Source organism: Rhodococcus sp. BP-349, from assembly GCF_019835845.1.
Classification (GTDB): Bacteria; Actinomycetota; Actinomycetes; order Mycobacteriales; family Mycobacteriaceae; genus Rhodococcoides.
Genome location: NZ_JABUDR010000001.1, coordinates 1,563,020 through 1,582,747 on the forward strand (window position 1 = coordinate 1,563,020; position 19,728 = coordinate 1,582,747).

At 69.4% G+C, this 19,728-nt stretch carries 18 protein-coding genes; 9 read left to right on the top strand and 9 right to left on the bottom strand.

Annotated features, from left to right (window positions below):
- The first annotated feature begins 102 nt into the window (after nt 1–102).
- From HQ325_RS07430 to HQ325_RS07455, 6 genes are all read left to right on the top strand, one after another.
- Nucleotides 103–1,578 (top strand): MFS transporter, encoded by a 1,476-nt coding sequence (locus HQ325_RS07430; protein WP_222627726.1) that lies wholly within the window; start codon nt 103–105, stop codon nt 1,576–1,578.
- Nucleotides 1,575–2,243, top strand: a complete 669-nt coding sequence (locus HQ325_RS07435; RefSeq protein WP_222627728.1) for a TetR/AcrR family transcriptional regulator — start codon at nt 1,575–1,577, stop codon at nt 2,241–2,243. The genes HQ325_RS07430 and HQ325_RS07435 overlap by 4 nt, the downstream gene beginning before the upstream one ends.
- A gap of 67 nt (nt 2,244–2,310) precedes the next feature.
- Entirely contained in the window at nt 2,311–2,943 is a 633-nt protein-coding gene (locus HQ325_RS07440) for a TetR/AcrR family transcriptional regulator (protein ID WP_222627730.1), read from the top strand.
- A gap of 108 nt (nt 2,944–3,051) precedes the next feature.
- The gene (locus HQ325_RS07445; protein ID WP_222627732.1) at nt 3,052–3,960 is read left to right on the top strand and encodes a diiron oxygenase; all 909 of its coding nucleotides are present in this window, start codon (nt 3,052–3,054) and stop codon (nt 3,958–3,960) included.
- 7 nt (nt 3,961–3,967) lie between these two features.
- Nucleotides 3,968–5,449 (top strand): 4Fe-4S binding protein, encoded by a 1,482-nt coding sequence (locus HQ325_RS07450; protein ID WP_222627734.1) that lies wholly within the window; start codon nt 3,968–3,970, stop codon nt 5,447–5,449.
- Nucleotides 5,450–5,932: 483 nt separating this feature from the next.
- Nucleotides 5,933–6,649: a hypothetical protein gene (locus HQ325_RS07455; RefSeq protein ID WP_222627736.1), complete on the top strand. Its 717-nt coding sequence runs from the start codon at nt 5,933–5,935 to the stop codon at nt 6,647–6,649.
- On the opposite strand, the gene HQ325_RS07460 is transcribed toward HQ325_RS07455, so the two are convergent.
- Genes HQ325_RS07460 through HQ325_RS07480 form a run of 5 tightly spaced genes read right to left on the bottom strand, consistent with a single transcriptional unit; the run spans nt 6,597 to nt 12,774 of the window.
- Nucleotides 6,597–7,916 (bottom strand): MFS transporter, encoded by a 1,320-nt coding sequence (locus HQ325_RS07460; RefSeq protein ID WP_308014294.1) that lies wholly within the window; start codon nt 7,914–7,916, stop codon nt 6,597–6,599. The two genes, HQ325_RS07455 and HQ325_RS07460, sit on opposite strands and share 53 nt — an antisense overlap.
- Entirely contained in the window at nt 7,910–9,694 is a 1,785-nt protein-coding gene (locus HQ325_RS07465) for an ABC transporter permease subunit (RefSeq protein WP_222627738.1), read from the bottom strand. Before HQ325_RS07465 ends, HQ325_RS07460 begins: the two co-directional genes overlap by 7 nt.
- Nucleotides 9,691–11,178, bottom strand: a complete 1,488-nt coding sequence (locus tag HQ325_RS07470; RefSeq protein WP_261777740.1) for an ABC transporter substrate-binding protein — start codon at nt 11,176–11,178, stop codon at nt 9,691–9,693. The genes HQ325_RS07465 and HQ325_RS07470 overlap by 4 nt, the downstream gene beginning before the upstream one ends.
- A gap of 37 nt (nt 11,179–11,215) precedes the next feature.
- The gene (locus HQ325_RS07475) at nt 11,216–11,992 is read right to left on the bottom strand and encodes an ABC transporter ATP-binding protein (RefSeq protein WP_222627740.1); all 777 of its coding nucleotides are present in this window, start codon (nt 11,990–11,992) and stop codon (nt 11,216–11,218) included.
- A complete protein-coding gene (locus HQ325_RS07480; protein ID WP_222627743.1) occupies nt 11,989–12,774 on the bottom strand; it encodes an ABC transporter ATP-binding protein in 786 nt (261 codons plus the stop codon). The genes HQ325_RS07475 and HQ325_RS07480 overlap by 4 nt, the downstream gene beginning before the upstream one ends.
- A gap of 208 nt (nt 12,775–12,982) precedes the next feature.
- Between HQ325_RS07480 and HQ325_RS07485 the strand changes: the two genes are divergently transcribed.
- The 3 genes from HQ325_RS07485 to HQ325_RS07495 are packed head-to-tail and all read left to right on the top strand — an operon-like array spanning nt 12,983 to nt 16,684.
- Nucleotides 12,983–13,264: a DUF1490 family protein gene (locus HQ325_RS07485; RefSeq protein ID WP_222627745.1), complete on the top strand. Its 282-nt coding sequence runs from the start codon at nt 12,983–12,985 to the stop codon at nt 13,262–13,264.
- An 8-nt stretch (nt 13,265–13,272) separates the two neighbouring features.
- Nucleotides 13,273–15,480 (top strand): cation-translocating P-type ATPase, encoded by a 2,208-nt coding sequence (locus HQ325_RS07490; protein WP_222627747.1) that lies wholly within the window; start codon nt 13,273–13,275, stop codon nt 15,478–15,480.
- Nucleotides 15,481–15,490: 10 nt separating this feature from the next.
- The gene (locus tag HQ325_RS07495; RefSeq protein ID WP_222627749.1) at nt 15,491–16,684 is read left to right on the top strand and encodes an acyl-CoA dehydrogenase family protein; all 1,194 of its coding nucleotides are present in this window, start codon (nt 15,491–15,493) and stop codon (nt 16,682–16,684) included.
- Nucleotides 16,685–16,688: 4 nt separating this feature from the next.
- On the opposite strand, the gene HQ325_RS07500 is transcribed toward HQ325_RS07495, so the two are convergent.
- The 4 genes from HQ325_RS07500 to HQ325_RS07515 all read right to left on the bottom strand — a co-directional run bounded on the left by HQ325_RS07500 (nt 16,689) and on the right by HQ325_RS07515 (nt 19,648).
- On the bottom strand, nt 16,689–17,108 hold the full coding sequence (locus HQ325_RS07500) for a ChaB family protein (protein ID WP_222627751.1): 420 nt from the start codon (nt 17,106–17,108) through the stop codon (nt 16,689–16,691).
- 87 nt (nt 17,109–17,195) lie between these two features.
- Nucleotides 17,196–18,023, bottom strand: coding sequence for an MBL fold metallo-hydrolase (locus HQ325_RS07505; RefSeq protein WP_222627753.1), 828 nt, complete (start codon nt 18,021–18,023; stop codon nt 17,196–17,198).
- A gap of 42 nt (nt 18,024–18,065) precedes the next feature.
- Entirely contained in the window at nt 18,066–18,926 is an 861-nt protein-coding gene (locus HQ325_RS07510; RefSeq protein ID WP_222627755.1) for a cyclopropane mycolic acid synthase family methyltransferase, read from the bottom strand.
- Between the two features lie 221 nt (nt 18,927–19,147).
- Nucleotides 19,148–19,648 carry a DUF3553 domain-containing protein gene (locus HQ325_RS07515; protein WP_222627757.1) on the bottom strand — a complete coding sequence of 167 codons (501 nt, stop codon included), beginning with the start codon at nt 19,646–19,648 and terminating at the stop codon, nt 19,148–19,150.
- Nucleotides 19,649–19,728: the final 80 nt, after the last annotated feature.

Genomic DNA, 19,728 nt, shown 5'->3' on the forward strand with positions numbered 1-19,728 from the left:
GGTGATGCGGGCCACAGGAGCCGCTGAGAACGTTGACGTAGGTAACGATCGGTGCCTAGTTTAAAACAGCTGTTTCACACTAGCTGAGAAGAGATGCCTTTCATGTCCTCACCCATCGCTGCCCCGGCCGAGACGGACGAGGCCGGAACCGGTCGCATCGTCGCGGTTCTGGCCTTCGCGGGCATCACGGTCGCCTTGATGCAGACGCTGATCATCCCGCTGGTTCCCCAACTCCCCGGCCTGGTGAACGCGTCGGCCGCGAACACCGCGTGGGCCATCACGGCCACCCTGTTGGCGGGTGCCGTCGCCGTTCCCGTGACCGGCCGCCTCGGCGACATGGTGGGCAAGCGGCGGATGCTGCTGGTCAGCCTCGCTCTGCTCGTCGCCGGATCGGTGGTCGGTGCCCTCGCGAACAGCCTCGTGCCCCTCGTCGTGGGTCGGGCTCTGCAGGGTCTCGCCGCCGGTGTGATTCCCCTCGGTATCAGCGTGATGCGGGACGTGCTGCCTCGGCACAAGCTTCCCGGCTCGATCGCTCTGATGAGTGCCTCGCTCGGAGTCGGGGGCGCCCTGGGTCTTCCGGCCGCGGCGATCATCGCCGAGTACGCGGACTGGCACTTCCTGTTCTGGACCGCGGCTGCGCTCGGCGCACTGGTGGCGGTCGCCGTGGTCGTCGTCGTTCCCGAGTCGACTGTCCGCACGGGCGGCACGTTCGACATCGGCGGAGCGGTCGCCCTGTCGGTTGCCCTGGTGACCCTGTTGCTCGGCGTCTCGAAGGGCTCCGACTGGGGGTGGAGCAGCGTGTCGATACTCGGCCTGCTGCTGGTGTCGGTCCTCGCGTTCGCGGCGTGGGTCGTGTGGGAACTGCGCACTCCCCAGCCGCTGGTGGACCTGCGGGTCTCGCTGCGGCGGCAGGTGCTGTTCACCAACGCCGCGTCGATCATGCTGGGCTTCGCGATGTTCGCGCTCAGTCTCGTTCTGCCGCAGATCCTTCAGCTGCCCGCCGAGACCGGTGTCGGCCTCGGACGGTCGATTCTCGTCGCGGGTCTGGTGATGGCACCGTCCGGCCTGATCATGATGGCCGTCGCGCCGCTGTCCTCCCGGATCACCACCACGCGCGGACCCAAGATCACACTCATGGCCGGCGCGGCGACGGTCGCCGTCGGCTACCTGATGGGCATCGTGATGATGGGTGCGGTGTGGCAGTTGGTCGTGGTCTCGCTCGTCATCGGGGCGGGCATCGGACTGGCCTACGGAGCGATGCCGGCGCTGATCATGTCGGCGGTCCCGGCGTCCGAGACGGCGGCGGCAAACAGCTTCAACACGCTGATGCGTTCTCTCGGAACGTCGTTCGCCAGCGCGGTCGCGGGCGTCATCCTCGCGTCGATGACCGTGTCGTTCGGATCCACCGCGGTGCCGTCCGAGGCCGCCTTCCGGGTCACCATGGCCGTCGCCGCCGGCGCGGCGATCCTCTCGGTCGTACTCGCCTCCTTCCTTCCGCGTCACCAGGACGGCGAGGGTGAGGCGTCGGAGATCGTCGGGGGGTCTGTCACCGACCGCGCGACCGAGACGGTGGAATGACCGAGTACCGGTCGGCGGGGGCTCGTTCCACGCGAGCCCCGTCCGCGCGCTCCGAGGCGACGCGCGAGGCGATCCTGGGCGCCGCCGAGCGGTTGTACGCGGAGAACGGTGTGGTGTCGGTGTCGAACCGTCAGGTCGGCGACGCAGCAGGGCAGAGCAACAGCGCCGTGGTCGGCTACCACTTCGGCAGCAAGGAGGACCTCGTCCGCGCGATCGTCGTGCGCCGGACGGGGGGCGTCGAACGTGTCCGGGCCGGCCACGTCGCAACGATCGGAGAGGACGCCGACCTGCGAGCATGGGTGTCCGCGCTGGTCCTGCCGTCGACCCGGTACTTCGCCGAGCTCGGCGCCCCCACCTGGTACGCGAGGTTCGCCTCCCAGGTGATGACGGATCCGGTGTTGCGACCGATCCTCGTGGACGAGGCTCTGTCCTCCGCGACGCTGCAGGGGACGGTCGCCGGGATCACCTCGTGTCTACCCCCGATGCCCACCGACGTCCGCTCGGCCAGAGGGGCCATGGCGCGCATTCTGCTGACGCACGTGATGGCCGAACGAGAGGCCGAGTTGGCCGCGTCGGGCGCCGATCCGACGGCGTACTGGACCGCGTGCGGCATCGATATCGTCGACGCGATCGTGGGGATCTGGTCCGCTCCCGTGTCGCGGTGACGTCGTGACGCACCGCACCGAAGTCGCCGCGCCGACGATCGAGCATCCGCCGACCTAGACTTTCCGGATGCAGACTGCCGGGAACAGGCTCGAGCGACGGAAGGCGCGCACGCGCCAGGCTCTCGTGGACGCCGCACGCGCGATGATCGCCGACGGGCGCTCCTCCACGGCGAGCATCGCCGACATCACGGCCGCCGCCGACGTCGGGTTCGGGAGTTTCTACAACCACTTCGAGGACAAGCCCGCCCTCTTCGCCGCCGCCGTGGCGCAGGTCCTCGAGCAGATGGGGGACACGCTCGACGGAGTCTCGCCCCGGTCGGACGATCCGGTGCAGATCTTCTGCGACGCGGTCAGGCGAACCGGCCGCGCCGCCGTCTCGCATCGTCAGGCCGCCGAGATCGTCGACCGGTCGGGATTCGCACTGCTCGACGCGCCCGGTGGTCTCGGGCCGCGGGCCCGGCGGGATCTCGCGGCGGCCGTGGATGCCGGGCGTCTCGAGATCGAGGACCTGTCTCTCGCGACGGCGATGACCGCGGGTGTGCTGTTCGCTCTGGTGCACCGGTGGCTCGAGGACCCGGACTCCGTGGACGACCGCCGGATCGACGACGCAGCCGAGCGTCTGTTGGTCATGCTCGGAACGGACCCCGACACGGCGCGCGCAGTGGCGCACACGGAGCTGGAGATGCCGCAGATCTCCTGACGCCTCGGCACCGTCCGACCCCGCGACATCTTCCCGTGACGGCGAGTACCTGATAACCTCTGTCACAGTTAGTCACGGAGATGTACCCGCCCACGGAAGGACGACGCCATGACCAGCACACTCGAACCGGAACTCACCGTCTCGGACGAAGAGGACGTGTCTGCTCGGCTGCTCGATTCCGTCGCAGCGCTCTCGTACGACCCCATGCAGGAGGTCGACTGGGAGGCTCCCCTCGACCCCGAGCAGTTCGGTCTCAATCCCGAGTGGAGCACCCTCTACGGCACCGATCTGTGGAAGGAGATGACGCCCGAACAGCGCGTCACCCTCACTCGCCACGAGGTCTGTTCCATCATGAGCACCGGCATCTGGTTCGAGATGATCCTGCAGCAGATGGTGCTGCGTGATCAGTACTGCGGCGACTCGTCGTCCTCGGACTTCCAGTTCGCGCTCACCGAGATCGCCGACGAGTGCCGCCACTCCCTGATGTTCGCCAAGGCGTGCCGCACCATGGGCATCAAGGCGTACGTCCCGCGCCGGCTGAGCGTCGAACTCGGTCGTGGCTTCAAGACCCTCGCCGTGTCCGAGGCCGCGTACGGCGGCATCCTCGTGGCCGAGGAGGTTCTCGACGTGATGCAGCGCGACTGGATGCGCGGCGAGAACGTGCTGCCCCTCGTGCGTACGACGAGCAAGATCCACGTGGTGGAGGAGTCGCGACACATGACCTTCGCGCGTCAGCAGATGCGCGAGCACATGGAGGGCATCTCCGTCGGCCGTCGGAAGTCCGCCGCTCTGCTCATCGCGATCGCGGCGCGCGTCATCGTGTCCAACATGGTGAACAAGGACGTCTACGCCGCGGCCGGCCTCGACCGGGACCGCGCCGTGCGCGAGGCGAAGAACAACACACACCACCACGTCATGATGCGCACGAGCAGCCAGCACCTGATGGCGTTCCTCAGCGATTGCGGCCTGCTGACCAAGCCCGCAGCGGCCGTCTACCGCACCATCCACATGGTCTGAGGCTCCCATGGCCTTCGCGATCACCCAGAACTGTTGCAACGACGCATCGTGTCTGTCGGTGTGTCCCGTCAACTGCATCCATCCCACGCCGGACGAGCCGGACTTCGGTAAGACCGACCTGTTGTACATCGACCCGCGGTCCTGCATCGACTGCGGCGCCTGCGCGGACGCCTGCCCGGTGGATGCGATCACGCGGGTGTCGCGGCTGTCGCCCGCCCAGGCGATCTACGCGGACCTGAACGCCGACTACTACCGCGACCGGCCGGTCGATCACGCATGGGGCGCACCGACGTTCCCGCCCGCAGACATCGGCTCCGTGTCGCTGCGCCGGGTCGCCGTGGTGGGCACCGGACCGGCCGCCTGCTACACGGCGACCGCGCTCCTGCGTCAGACCGATGCCGAAGTGACCTTCTTCGACAAGCTGCCCGTCCCGGGTGGTCTCGCGAGATACGGTGTGGCGCCCGACCACACGAGCACCCGACGTATCGGTGAACATTTCCGGTCCCTCTTCGTGCACTCGCGAGTGACGATGCGCCTCGGTGTCGAGGTGGGCGTCGACGTCACGGCGGAGGAACTCTCACGCACCTTCGACGCCGTGGTCTACGCGGTGGGTGCCGATCAGGACCGGCAGCTCCCCCTCGAGTCCGAGGTCGTCCCCGTGAGTGCCCGCACCCTCGTGGGCTGGTACACCGGTCACCCCGACGTCCCCGCCGACGCCGTGGACCTGCGCGGCGTGACGCGAGTCGTCGTGATCGGCAACGGAAACGTGGCGCTGGACGCGGCGCGAATTCTGACAGCTCCCGTCGAGGACCTGGTCGGCACCGAGATCTCGGCCCATGCGCTCGCGGCCCTCCGGGACAGTGTGGTCCGGGAGGTCACCGTGCTCGGTCGACGTGGTCCCGAGGTCGCCGCCTTCACCCGCTCCGAGTGCCAGGCACTCGTCGATCGCAGGTCGGTGCCTGTGCTGGTCGCGGGCGACGACGATCTCTCCTCCGTGCTGGCGGCTCTGCCCCTGTCCGCCTCCGCCTCGCCACTCGCGGCGGTCCCGCTCGTCGACGGCGCCGAGGTCGACGACGACGCCCGGCGGATCGTCTTCTCGTTCGGCCGCGCACCGGTGGCGGTGCGCGACGGGGGGCTCGAGGTCCGTGATTCCTCGCTCGCGTCCGAGGCAGTGCAGACCCTTCCGGCCGAGCTCGTGCTGCAGGCGACCGGGTACCGGGGCTCCGCCCTCCCCGGGCTTCCCTTCGACACGGATCGCGGAACAGTACGCAACGTCGACGGCCGCGTCGTGGACTCCGACGACCACCCGGTGGCCGGGGCGTATGTCGTGGGATGGGCCAAGCGTGGAGCCACCGGCGGCATCGGTGACAACAAGCTCGATGCCGAACAGACCGTCGAACTCATGCTCGCGGACTCCCTCGCCGCAGCCACGTCCTCGCGTCGCGAGACCACCGGACGACGGCCATTGTTCGGCCGCACGCGCCGATAGGCGCGCGCGGCGAGCGACCGTTCCCGCGGTCCACTCCCGGGTCTCCACCAGCAGCCCCGGACCACCCCTCTCGGAGGTGTCGTCCGGGGCTGACGGCGTTCCGAGGTGTCGGTGTATCCCTGTGAGAGCGCCCGAGTCGCCGTCGTGAGGCGCGAATTCGCCACGAATCGCCGACCCGACCTTCGTGGTTTTTCACGAAATTCAGTCTGCTTCATCGGTGCATTTCTACGAAGAGTCACCAAAGCGACCCGGAATACGAACGGGTAACTCGGATATAGGTTGTCGTAACGGGTCAATGACCTGCGGTTCGTTCTCGGGCCCTGAAAAGGGCAATTCCGTTGCACATCCCCTATTTCGGGGCGGAATCCACTTTTCGTGCGGGAAGCGGGACAATAACTGTGTGGATTCGTCGTCCGGCGAGTCCGTGGTCTGTTGGTCGGGGCGCCGGACGGCGATCCGACAACTCTGTCCGAGAGGTGTCCGATGTCGACGACTCTGCTCGCCCCCACCCGCCTGATCACGCAGGGGAGCACACGCCTTGCCGACCGTGATAGTGGGACCGTTCTGGTGATGAGTTCGCCGGCCGCCGATCGGGGGCTCTGGGACGAGTACCTCGAGTGCGCCGCGCGGTCCTACGAGCGCCACGGGGTCGGTGTCGCGCTCGACATCGACCGCGTCGTCGACGGCGCGGACACCGCCGTGTTCTACGCGGCCGTCGACCGTGCGGGGCAGGTCGTCGCGGGAGTGCGCGGCCAGGGCCCGTACCTCACCGCTGACCAGTCGCATGCCCTGGTGGAATGGGAGGGCAACGCCGCTCGACCCGACGTCGCCGAGCTCATTCACGGTCGACTTCCCGACGGTGTGGTGGAGATGAAGACCGCGTTCGTCTCCGCGGACGCCGAGCATCCCGGCGCCCTCTCGGCACTGCTGTCCCGCACGGCGCTGCCCACCATGGTGTTCACCGGCGCCCGCTACGTCATGGCCACGGCGGCGGATCACGTGTTGCGACGGTGGGAGTCCGGCGGTGGCCGCGTGGCCGAGGACATCGCCCCCGCCGCGTACCCGGACGAGCGCTACCGCACCCGGATGATGTGGTGGGACCGGTTCTCGATCATGGACGACGTGACCGAGGACGTGTGGGCACGCATCACCCGCGAGACGGAGGTGCTGACCGGCCGCGATCTGATTCTGGCGGCGTGATCGACGGCGTCACCGGCACCAGTCGGCGAGCCACCGAGCGCAACGTGGCCGCCGCCGCGAGAGGCAGGACCGCCGCGGCTGCCCACGGAACCGCCTGGCCTGCAGGCGATTCGGGCATCGCGTCGATGATCGCGCCGAGCGCGACCGATCCCACCAGCACACCGATCCCGCCCAGAGAAGCCAGCAGGCCGTAGTACGAGCCCGTGCTGTGCTCACCCGCCATCCGGGGGACCAGGTCGCGTGCGAACGGCATGGCGATCATCTGACCGGCTGTCAGCAGCAGGACGAACGCGGCCGGTCCCACGAGCCCCGCCGCACCCACTGCGCCGTGCAGGGCGGCCACGGCCGCCGCGCCGAACGCGATCGCCATGACGGCGAAACCCAGTGGCAGCACGTGCACCAGCGAGAACCGACGCAGTACTCGGGTGACGCCCATCTGCCCGACGACGACGAGCGCCGAGGCCGCGGCGAAGAACCATCCCAGTGGGGCCTGCGATCCCCACACCTGCTCGACTCGCAGCGGCAGCAGAAGGTAGAGCTGGTTGTACGCGACGAGCTGCGCACTCATCGCGGCGGCGAAGACGAGGAAGAGACGGTTGCGGGCGATCTCTCGCCAGTCGTCGAGCCAGGACGCCGTGGTCGACTCGGAACGTCGCGCCGGCAGCAGCACCACGTGCGCGAGCGTGATGACGACGAACACCCCGGCAGCGACGAGGCAGGTGAGTCGGAAGTCCACCGCGAGCAGCGCGGAGCCGAGCAGCGGGCCGGTGAACGCGCCGATCTGGCCGAACACGGTGAACAACGCGAACGCGTCGAGGCGTGACTGGCCGCCTGCACGTTCACCCTCGCCCGCCTCCAGCGCCACCGCGCTCTCGACCGCCGGCGAGAACAGCGCCGCGGCCACGCCGGTGAGCGCCGTGGCCGCGAGAACGGTCGGAAGGCTCTGCGCGGACGCCAGTCCCACGAATCCGAGCACGCGCAGGACGCAGCCCGTCAGTACCACCGGTTTGACACCGAGCCGGTCGGCCATCGTTCCGCCGATGACGAAGAGGCCCTGTTGCGAGAAGGTGCGGACTCCGAGCACGACACCGACCACCGCGGCGCCGAGACCGAGATCGGACGTCAGGTGGACGGACAGGTACGGCAACACCATGAAGAAGCCGATGTTGAACGCCATCTGCGTCAGCACGAGCAGTCTCACCGTGGGAGTGGCCGCGCGGAGGTCGTGCCAGGGGAGCATCCGACCGCGGCGGGACGTCCTCAGCACGCGGTGAGCGCGGTGGGACGGTCGGCCTGCGGGTCAGGACCGCCGGTCTCGGGGGACCGGCGGCCACGGCGGGATCGGACGGCACTCGCCAGGGAGACCGCTGTGACCGCGAGCAGCACGAGACTGATCAGAGGTGCGAGTGCCACCCAGGGCGCCCGCTCCACCGTCGCCACTCCGTCGGCGAGTACGAGGCCCCAGTCAGGACTCGGCGGTTGCGGTCCGAGCCCGAGGAAACCCAGGGCCGCGAGCGCGAGGGCGATGCCCGGCAGCCGTAGCACTCCGTGACGGAGAACGGCGGGGCCGACCGCCGGCAGCACCGATCCGAACAGCACGCGGAGGCGGCCCGCACCGAGGGTGGGCAGTACGGCGACGTACGGCCTGGCCGACACCTCCGCCGACAGCGCCGCGGTGTGCGCGGCGAGAGGTGCCCAGGAGACCAGCAGGACGGCGATCGCCGCTGCCGCGGCGCCGGGGCCCGCGACGGAGGCGACGATCACGCCGGCGATGATCGGTGGGGCGGCGTTGGTCACCTCGATCGGACCGGTGAACACCCGTGCCGCCGAACCGAGAACCAGACCCACGAGCACACATCCTAGAGCGACCGTCGCGGACACCGTCATGGTGTGTGCCGCTCCGTGGGCGACGCGGGCCAGCACGTCGCGCCCCGAGGCGTCGGTACCGAAAGGGTGCGCGACGGAGGGCGGGAGGAACTTGCCTCGCGTGGTGGCGAACGGGTCGCGGGGCAGGCCGGCGAGCACGATGGCGCCCAGCACACTCGCCGCGACGACGGGCACGACGAGCGCGAACCGGCCCGCGGCGATCCGTGCGGTGGGCACGGGGACGGCGCGATCGTGCACCGACCGGCCGAGCAGTGCCCGGCGACCCGCCTGCGCGAGGACCCCGATGAGGATGCTCACCGCCATGAGCAGCAGGATGTCGGCCTGCAGGGCCGGAAGGTCCTGCGACTGAGCGTTTCCCAGCATGGATCGGCCGATTCCGGGAATGGCGAAGACGCGTTCGACCGCGACGGCCCCGCCGAGGAGACCCACCATGACGAGGGCGATCTGGGACGTGAGCGACGAGGCCGCTCGGCGCAGCACCGCGCGGGCGAGCGTGCCGCGTCCCACGTCGGCGACCGTCCACGTGGTCACCCACGCCTCGGTGAACGACACCGACACCGCATCGGCGAGCAGACGGCCCAGCAGACCGCCGGCCGGGAGGCCGAGTGCGAGGGCCGGGAGGATCGCCGAGGTCGGACCCGCCCAGCCGTAGGACGGGAGCGACAGCCACACACTGCCGACGATCACCGCGACGGAGGCCAGCAGGAACTCCGGCACCGAGGTGAGAACCGAGGCACCGATGCCCGACGAGCGGGACGGCCGTCCCCGGAGCCCGGCGCGGAGTGCCGGAGCCACGATCACCGTCGCCACCGCACAGGCCACCGCGAGGGCGAAGGCCATCAGGGTCGTGGAGACGCCGAGCGCGTCGAGGGCGCCGGGGAGGACGGGCCTGCCGGTGTTCCACGACGTGCCGAGATCGCCTCGCAGCACTCCGCCGAACCACCGGAGCAGCATCGTGATCGGACCCGCATCGAGTCCCAGATCGGCACGGATCGCGGCGAGTGCAGCGGGCGTCGGTTCCTGGTCAGCGGAGCGCGCACGCAGGATCGACAGCGCCGGGTCGCGGCCCGAGAGCCACGGCAGCAGTGCGACGACCACGATCACGCCCGCGACGGACAGCAGGCGAGAGGCGGAGACGAGGACGCGGCCGGACGTCATCCGACCGTGGTGTCGGTGGTGACCAACATCCGTTCCCGCGGATCGCGCGCCGCGCCCGACACCGCCGCGGCCTCACCCTGCACGACGCGTTCGTGCAGCATCGGCACCACCGCATCGCGCTCGAGGATCAGCCGTTCCGCCTCGAGGACGGCGGCGCGGCGTGCTGCTCCCGGCTCGGTCGCCGAGGCGGTGGTCAACGCGGCGTCGACGGCGGGGTCGCAGAACTGCGCGATGGTGAAGGATCCGGCACAGGCGAAGTCGGAGTACATGTACGCGACCGGATCACCCGAGTCGAGCACCGTCGCACGCGAGAGTATGAACGCGTCGAACGCGCCCGCGAGAGCATCGGCCTCGATGAACTGGTACTCCCGGACCACCTGCTCCACCACGAAACCGCGGGCTTCGAGCTCCTGCTGCAACAGCACCGCCACCTCGGGGAGTTCGGCGCGATCGGTGAATGTGCCCAGCGTGATTCGTCGTCCCGCGGGATCGGCGGCCGGGGCGGTGGTGCGTGCGGGCCGGTCCGCCGTCCACGGCAGAGCGGGTCCCAGCAGTCCGCGGGCCACGTCGGCGCGGCCCTCGTAGACCTGGTCGACGAGTCGGTCGGCGTCGACGGCCTCCCGCGCCGCGGCGCGCATCGACGGGTCGGCGAAGGCGCCCGTCCTGTTGTTCAGATACAGAGTGTTGGTGCGCGGCATGGGCACCTCGTGCACGAGTGCGGGATCGACCAGCGCCGCCTGCGACACCGGCACGGCCTCGACGATGTCGGCGGTGCCGTTCCGCAGCGCCGCGGCCCGCGCCGTGCCGTCGGGGACGAAACTCACGTCGATGCCCGACGCCTTCGCCGGACCACCCCAGTAGTCGTCGTTGCGATCGAGCGTCGCCGTGGACGTGCCGTCGACCGCGGTGAGCACGAACGCACCGGTGCCGTGTCCGACGGGGCCCCCGCCCGCGTACGCGTCCGGCGAGAGAATGGCCAGCTGTGGACTCGACAGTCGCTGCGGCACCAGTGGATCCACGATCGCCGTGCGCACCGTCACGGCGTCGTCACCGTCGGCCTCGACGGTCATGTCGACACCGTCGAGAATGCGGGGCTTCGGCGACGCGGTGGTGGCAGCGGTGAGCGCGGTGACCACCGCGGCGGCGTCGAGCGGGGCGCCGTCGTGGAACCGGACGTCCGGCCGCAGGTCGATGCTCCAGGTCGTGTCGTCCACTCGGGTCCACGCTGTGGCGAGTGCGGGCTGCGCCTCGCCGAGATCGTCCAGCACGACGAGGGTCTCGGCCGTCGACCACCGGGACAACTTGAACGCGTCGTCGCTCAGCGGTGTCAGTCCGGAGCGCGGCGGTTGCAGCATCGCCACGCGCACTCGGCCGCTGCCGTCGTCGTCGCTGGACGGTGATGCCGCGAAACAGCCGGACAGCGCGAGCGCCGACACGGTGAGGACGGCGGTGAGGGGCAGAACTCGGCGGGGGGACCGCATCATGGGATTTCTTTCGAGTGGGCGGACCGGACGTAGCGAACTACAGGTGCGAGACGACGGGAAGACGCGGTACCGCATCGACCAGGGCGCGGGTGTGGGTGTGCCGCGGGGATCCGAGAACGGCTGAGGTGGAGCCACTCTCGACGATCCGGCCGTCGGCCATGACCAACAGACGGTCACTCGTGCGGGCGGCGACGGCGAGATCGTGTGTCACCAGCAGGGACGCGGTGCCGTCGCGGGTGCACACGGTGTCGAGAACGTCGAGAACGAGATCGCGCAACGGGAGGTCGAGGCCACTGACGGGTTCGTCCGCAATGAGGTAGCGGGGCCGGCACGCGAGGGCGCGAGCGATGGCCACCCGCTGCTTCTGGCCGCCCGAGAGCTCGCCGGTGCGGGCGTCGGACATCGACTCGGCCACCTCCACCGAGTCCAGAGCCTCGAGGGCGCGAGCGCGGTGGTCGCCGTCGTACCGCAGCCAGCGGAGCGGTGCGGCCACCGAGTCGAGCACCGTGCGACGCGGATCGAGCGACGAGCCGGGATCCTGTGGGACGTACTGCACCGCGCGGCGGAACCACCGGGTCGAGCGGGCCGGACCGGGGCGGATCACGGCTCCGTCGAGGGTCACCTCACCGGTGTCGGGTGCCTCCACCGCCAACAGCATCCGGAGCAGAGTGGACTTGCCCGATCCGGAGGCGCCGACGAGCGCGACTCGCTCGGACGGAGCGACGGAGACGGTGACCTGGTCGACCGCGGGCGAGGCGTCGTCGTACCGGCGCGTCAGTGCGCGTCCGTGCAGGCCGGGGGAGTACGAGGTCATGATGCGACCGGGTCGGAGTGCAGCATCGCGTCGACGGATCGCGCGCGTGACACGAGCTGTGCCGTGACGGGGTGCCGCGGTGCTCCGAGAATGTCCGTGACGGAACCGGTCTCGATGATCGCGCCCTGGTGGGCGACCACGATGCTGTCGCAGAGTGTGGCGGCAACGGCGAGATCGTGGGTGATGAACAGCAGAGCGGGCCCACGATCGCCGCCGGTCGCGGTCCTCAGGGTCGTGACCACGGTGTGCTGACTGACCACATCGAGTGCAGTGGTGGGCTCGTCCGCCACGATCACCGAGGCGTTCGACGCCAGGGCCATCGCGATGCAGACACGTTGGCGCTGCCCGCCGGACAGGTGGGCGGGGCGCGCATCCGCGATGCGCTCGGGATCGGTGAAGGCCATGCCCCGCAACAGCTCGTCCCGGTCGGCGCGCCGACGAGGCGCCTCGCCTCGATGCCGCAGTGCCAGATCGAGTTGCCGTCCGACGGTGAGGAAGGGGGCGAGCGCGGCCGACGAGTCCTGGAAGACCATCGCCGCCCGGGCGTCACGGGGTCGCCGGGGCACGGGTGTACCCGCCACGTCGTGCCCGCCGATGCGGACGTGGCCGCCGACGACCAGGTCCGCAGGAGTGACCCCCACGACGGCGGACGCGATCACCGATTTCCCGGAGCCGGACGCGCCGACCAGTGCGACACGGTGTCCCGCAACGACATCGAAGGACACTCCGGACACGAGTGTGGTGTCGCCGACTCGGACGGTCAGGTCCTCGACCTCGAGCACGGTGGTGTTCCTTCGCCTTCTGTCGATACTGATAATCGTTGTCGTCCAGAGAGTAGGGGTTCGCGACAGTGAGGGCAAACCGGTCACGATCGCGGCTGACCCGACAACGGTTGTCGGTAACGCTATGCTCTGTCCACGTCGTCCTCGCAGGCGATCCATCGTCACCGATCCGCGTCTGCTCGCAGCGCGGTGCAGAGGGAGTCCCAGCATGGTGTTTCCAGTCATCGCGAAAGCGGCGTCCACCGTCGTGACCGGGGTCGTGGGTGTCGCGGCCTACAACGGCGTGAAGAAGGTCGTCGAGCGTGCGCCACTGCGCGAGGCCGCCGTGCGGGTCACCGAGGTGAGCCTGCGTGGAGTGCGCAAGGCGGAGGTCAGAGCCGAGTCCGCACGTCTCGCGGTGTCCGACGTGGTCGCCGAGGCGAAGGATCGCATGGGCGAGGAGGCGCGGCCCCCGGCGGCGTCCGACGTCGGTCACGGCCACGACCACTGATCGCCGACATGACCACTGCGCTCGCCGACGAGGTGTCCACGGTCACCGCTGACGAGACGTCGTTCGTCACCCACGAGGTCCTCTCCGACGGTGCCGGCAGGATGCGCGTCCGCCTCGACTGGATCGCCGGCAGTGATGTCCGCGCGGTCGCGGTCGAGGACTTTCTCGACGCCGTACCCGGCGTCCGGGCCGTGCACGCGTTCCCTCGGACGGCGTCCGTCGTCGTCTGGTACTCCCGTTCTCGCACCGACTCCGCGTCGGTTCTGACCGCGCTGACGTCGGTGCCCGCAGCGACCGCGCCGGCCCCGGGCCAGGTCGCGGTCCGCACACCGCGGTCGGCAGACGTCGGCACCGGTGAACTGTTGCGCATGACCGTGGGCGGAGCGGCCCTCGTCCTGCTCGGCCTGCGCCGGTACGCACTGCGCCGACCCCCCGTTCTGGGACCCACCAGCCGGCTCGTCGCCACCGGGGTCACCGTCTTCACCGGCTATCCCTTCCTGAAGGGTGCCGTGCGGTCCCTCACGGGAGGCCGCGCCGCCGGAACGGATGCTCTGGTGTCCGCCGCGACCGTCGCCAGTCTCGTCCTGCGGGAGAACGTCGTCGCCCTCACCGTGCTGTGGCTGCTGAACATCGGTGAGTACCTCCAGGAGTTGACGCTGCGCCGCACCAGGCGCGCCATCTCGGATCTGCTCAGCGGCACCCACGACACCGCATGGATCCGGACCGGTGACGGTGCCGAGGTGTCCGTGGACATCGACTCGCTCGAGGTCGGCGACGAGGTCGTGGTGCACGATCACGTCGGAGTCCCGGTGGACGGCACCGTGATCGAGGGCGACGCCGTCGTGGACCAGTCGGCCATCACCGGCGAGACGCTGCCGGTCACTGTGACCGTGGGGACCCGGCTGTCGGCCGGATCCGTCGTGTTGCGCGGCCGCGTCGTCGTCCGCGCGTCGGCCGTGGGCCGCGACACGGCGATCGGCCGCATCATCGCCCGGGTCGAACAGGCGCAGGAGGATCGTGCGCCCATCCAGACGGTGGGCGACAACTTCTCCCGTCGCTTCGTGCCCGCGTCGTTCCTGCTCTCGGCCGCCACGCTGCTCGTCACCCGTGACGTCCGCCGGGCCATGACCATGCTGCTCGTCGCGTGCCCGTGCGCGGTCGGACTGTCCACTCCCACTGCCATCAGCGCCGCCATCGGCAACGGTGCCCGGCGCGGAATCCTCATCAAGGGCGGGTCCCACCTCGAGCAGGCGGGCCGCGTCGATGCCGTCGTCTTCGACAAGACGGGAACGCTGACGGTCGGGCGCCCGGTGGTGACCAACGTGATCGCGTTCCACGACGCCTGGGAGCCGGAGCAGGTGCTCGCCTACGCGGCCAGCTCCGAGATCCACTCTCGGCATCCCCTGGCGGAAGCCGTGATTCGCAGTACCGAGGAACGTCGTATCGAGATTCCACCGCACGAGGAATGCGAGGTGCTCGTCGGGTTGGGCATGCGGACCGTCTCGGACGGGCGGACGCTGCTGCTGGGCAGTGCGTCGCTGCTGCGCAGAGAGAACGTCGAGGTCTCCGAGGAGGCGTCCGACTGGGTGTCCCGTCTGCAGCACCGTGCCGAGACGCCTCTGCTCCTCGCGGTCGACGGCGTGCTGGTCGGGCTGGTCAGTCTGCGCGACGAGATCCGCCACAACGCCGCCGAGGTACTGCGCGCGTTGCGGGCCGACGGTGTGCACCGCATCGTGATGCTCACCGGGGACAACCCGGCCACGGCCGCCGCGGTCGCGGCCGAGCTCGGTATCGACGAGTGGCGCGCCGAGGTCATGCCCGAGGACAAGCTCGACGTCGTCCGCGCCCTGCAGGCCGAGGGCCACATCGTCGCGGTCGTCGGCGACGGCACCAACGACGCGCCGGCGCTCGCGGCCGCGGACATCGGCATCGCGATGGGCGCCGCCGGGACCGACGTCGCGGTGGAGACCGCGGACGTGGCTCTCGCCGGGGACGATCTGGCACGACTGCTCGACGTGCGCGCCCTGGGGCGGCGCTCGGTGGCCGTCATCCGCCAGAACTACGGCATGTCGATCGCGGTCAACGCGATCGGACTGGCCGTCAGTGCCGGCGGAGCGCTGTCACCGGTACTCGCGGCGATCCTGCACAACGCGTCGTCCGTCATCGTCGTCGGAAACAGCGCGAGACTCATCGAGTACAGGCCCGAATCCGGGTAGGTTCGACAGGATGACGACCACCGCACCGCGTACCACCGCAGCACCCGTCGGACCACTCGATCTCTTCGCCGCCGACTCCCTGCTCGACGAGGACGAGCGTGACATCGCGGCCACGGTCCGCGCATTCGTGGACAAGCGGCTCAAGCCCGAGGTGGGGGACTGGTTCGAGGCCGGCACGCTGCCGCGCGAGCTCGCCCGCGAGTTCGGCGGCATGGGTCTGATGGGCATGCACCTCGAGGGGTACGGCTGCGCCGGGACCAACGCGGTGAGCTACGGCCTCGCCTGCATGGAACTCGAGGCGGGCGACAGCGGGTTCCGGAGTTTCGTCTCCGTGCAGGGCTCGCTGTCCATGTTCTCGATCCACCGGTACGGGTCGGAGGAGCAGAAGCAGGAATGGCTCCCGCGTCTCGCCACCGGGGAGGCCATCGGATGTTTCGGACTGACCGAGGCCGACTTCGGTTCCAACCCGTCCGGGATGCGCACCCGTGCGCGACGGGACGGCGACGACTGGATCCTCTCCGGCTCCAAGATGTGGATCACCAACGGCACCCTGGCCGACGTGGCGACGGTGTGGGCGCGGACCGACGAGGGCTTCCGTGGGTTCGTCGTGCCCACGGACACACCGGGATTCGCCGCGCACGCCATCGGTAAGAAGCTGTCGCTGCGCGCCTCGGTGACAGCGGAACTCGTCTTCGACGACATCCGGCTCCCGTCGTCGGCGATGCTGCCCGGTGCCACCAGCCTCGGAGCTCCGCTCTCCTGCCTCAACGAGGCGCGGTTCGGCATCGTGTTCGGCGCTCTCGGCGCAGCGCGGGACAGCCTCGAGACCGCCATCGCGTACGCGAATTCTCGCGAGGTGTTCGACCGGCCGCTCGCGAGTTTCCAGCTGACGCAACAGAAGCTGGCCGACATGACACTCGAGCTCGGCAAGGGGTTCCTTCTCGCCGTCCACCTCGGCAGGATCAAGGACCGCGGTGAGATCACGCCGGATCAGGTGAGTCTGGGCAAGCTCAACAACGTCCGCGAGGCCATCGCCATCGCCCGCGAGTGCCGCACGATCCTGGGCGGTAGCGGCATCACTCTGGAGTACTCACCTCTGCGGCACGCCAACAACCTGGAGTCCGTGCTCACGTACGAGGGGACCAGCGAGATGCACATGCTGTCCATCGGTAAGGCGCTGACGGGACAACAGGCGTTCCGCTGACCTGTCACCGCTTCTTCGCGGTCTGCTTCCTGTTCTCCTTGTCGATGGCGTCGACCAACTCGTCCTTGTTCATCGTCGAGCGACCGTGAACGTCGAGGTCGCGAGCGACCTCCTCGAGATGCTTCTTCGACGCGTTCGCGTCGACGCCGCCCGCGCTGCGGCCCTTCGGATTCGGGCCGCCGCTCTCGGCGCGCTCGTCGGAGGGGCCTTTCTCGTCCTTCGGCTCCCAGTGGTCGCCCACCTTCTCGTAGCTGTGCTTCAGCGAGGAGTAGGCGACTCGGTGCGCCCGCTGCTCGTCGTCGTATTCCTCCTCCGCGGAGTCGAGTGTCTTCGCGAAGGTGCGCTGCGCCTTTCCGTCCGACTTCTGCAGGGTGGAGGGCAGTTCCGACTCGATGGGCTTGCCGTCGTCGTCCGTCGTGGGCACGACTGCCTCCTTCTCTCGGGTCCGAGACGTCAGGTCTCGCGTGCAGGGGGCCTACCCGCGTCCGGCGGCGCGAAAACCCCGCCGATCTCACCGTCTCAGCGGCACCGTCTCGCCGCGCCCGACGTAGGTGATGCGATCACCGAGACCTCGCGCGCGCATCTCGCGGGAGAAGTCGGACAGGGGAGACGCGAAGACGCCGTAGTCGTCGAAGTGCACGGGCAGTACCTGCGCCGGATCCACGAGTTCCACGGCGTCGGTGCCCTGGCTGCCGTCCATCGTCACCATCGCTCCCCAGCGCGGGTTCTGCCCGAACGGGAGAGTGGTGCCACCGAGGTGCACGACACCGGTGTCGATGTCCGGGTAGCGCGTGGGGATCTCCCGGAGTTCGTCGACCATCAGGGTGTCGCCGGAGACGTACACGCGCAGGTCGACGGTGTCGGAGTCCGCGGACCCGAACTCGAGCATGGTGCCCATCACCGGCGGAAGCACCCGCAGACGCTGTGCCCAGACGGGGCCGTGCCGACCGGGCATCGCCGTGATCGTCACGACCTGCTCTCCGACTCGCAGGCGTCGTGATTCCCACGTCGACAGTCCGGTCGCCGCCTCGAAGCCGCGACGGGTCAGTTTCGAGGCAGCGTGACCCGTGGTGAACACCGGCAGCGACCGGTCGAGCCCGCTCTGTGCGCGCCGGTCCCAGTGGTCTCCGTGCATGTGCGACAACACGATCGCGGACAGCGGTGGCAACTCGTCGATCGAGACGGCCGGATCGAGACGGCGTGTGGAGAACAGACCGTGACCGAGATAGGCACGCTCGCCGGCGTGCAGGAAGTTCGGATCGGTGAGCAGCGTGATATCGCCGTAGCTCACCAACCCGGTCGCGTTACCGATGAACGTGTAGCTGCCGTGGGAGACCATGCCGGCGGCTTCCCTGCCGACATGGTCCCAAACGACCTGGTTCTACTTGGACAGCGTGAACTGCATGATGTCGATGGTTCCGCGGCGGAACTGCTTCGCACATCCGCCGAGGTACTTGATGTAGCGCTCGTAGACCTCGTCGCCGGCGATCGCGATGGCCTCGTCCTTGCGGGCCTCGAGGTTCTCCGTCCAGATCTCCAGCGTGCGGGCGTAGTGCTGCTGCAACGAGTGCACCCGGTCGACCGAGAATCCGACCGACGTGGCGCGTTCCTGGATGGTCTCGGGGCGCTCGAGCTCTCCGCCGGGGAAGATCTCCCGGAGGATGAAGCGCATGAAGACGGCGTCGCGCTTGTCGACGGCGACACCCTTCTCCTCCAGATCGTCCAGTCCGTAGCCGACGATGGTGTGCAGCAACATGACTCCGTCGGAGGGGAGCAGCGAGTGCGCCTTCTCGAAGAACGGGACGTGGCGCGCGCGACGGAAGTGCTCGAAGGCGCCGATGCTGACGATTCGATCGACCGGCTCGTCGAACTCCTCCCAGCCCTGCAGGCGTACCTCGGCCTTGCGGTCGCCCGTGAGGTCGTCCAGACGGGACTGGACGCGTCCGAACTGGTGCTCGCTGAGCGTCAGGCCGACCACGTCCACATCGAACCGCTCGCGGGCGCGGATCATCGCGGTTCCCCATCCGCAGCCGACGTCGAGCAGGCGCATGCCCGACTCGAGGCCCAACTTGTCCAGGGCCAGATCGATCTTCGCGAGCTGTGCCTCCTCGAGCGTCATGTCCTCGCGCTCGAAGTACGCACAGCTGTACGTCCACGTGGGGTCGAGGAAGAGCGCGAAGAAGTCGTCGGACAGGTCGTAGTGCGACTGAACGTTCTTGAAGAAGGGCTTCAGGTCTGTCATGTGGTCTAGCAACCTCACACTCGACGGGCAGGAAGGAGCGACGGCACACCCTCCCCCGGGGATGTCTGTCATGCGCGAATCTACGGTCTTCCCAGTCGATCCGCGCTCGGAACCGCCAGGTCGACGCGCTAAACGAACCTGCGGTCCGAGTCTCGCGCGTCCGTCGTGGTCGGCCCCGGTTCTCGGCTCCCGCAGGTCGTCGAAGGTCCGTTTCGAGGCTGTCACTCGGTGATGTCGCGCTCCTCCAGGATCGTGGTCGCCAGGGTGCGGTAACCGTGTTCGGGAAAGTGCACGGTGACGCGCTCCGCCTCGGCCGACACCACGTTCCCCGCGCCCCAGTCGCGGTGATGCAGCGTGTCGCCGGGCCGGTAGCTCGTGTCACCGCCGTTGACGTCGGACTCGGCCGCGGTGCCGGACTCGCAGGTGTCGCACCGACCACAGAGTTGCTCCGTCACCTCGCCGAGGTACTCGAGGAGCACCTGTCGTCGGCATCGCCGTGTCTCGGCGTAGGTCCGCACCATCTCCACCCGCGATCGCGCCGCCGTCTCCTGCCGGCGAGCCGCCTCCAGTGCGCGCTCGACGGCCTCGGTCGTCGAGAGGCTGCCGGGCACCCACCCGGCGTCCGTGTGGTGCACGGCGTCGACGTGATCGAGCAGCTCCAGGGCGGTCTCCACAGCGCGCGGTGACAGGCCGGGCAACCCCGTGAGCGACTCGGTCGACATCGGTTCCGTGGCGGACCGCAGCGCCCCCTGCACCGCCTCGAGTACCCGCGAGTGGGCGTGCGAATCCTGCGCGGCCGCAC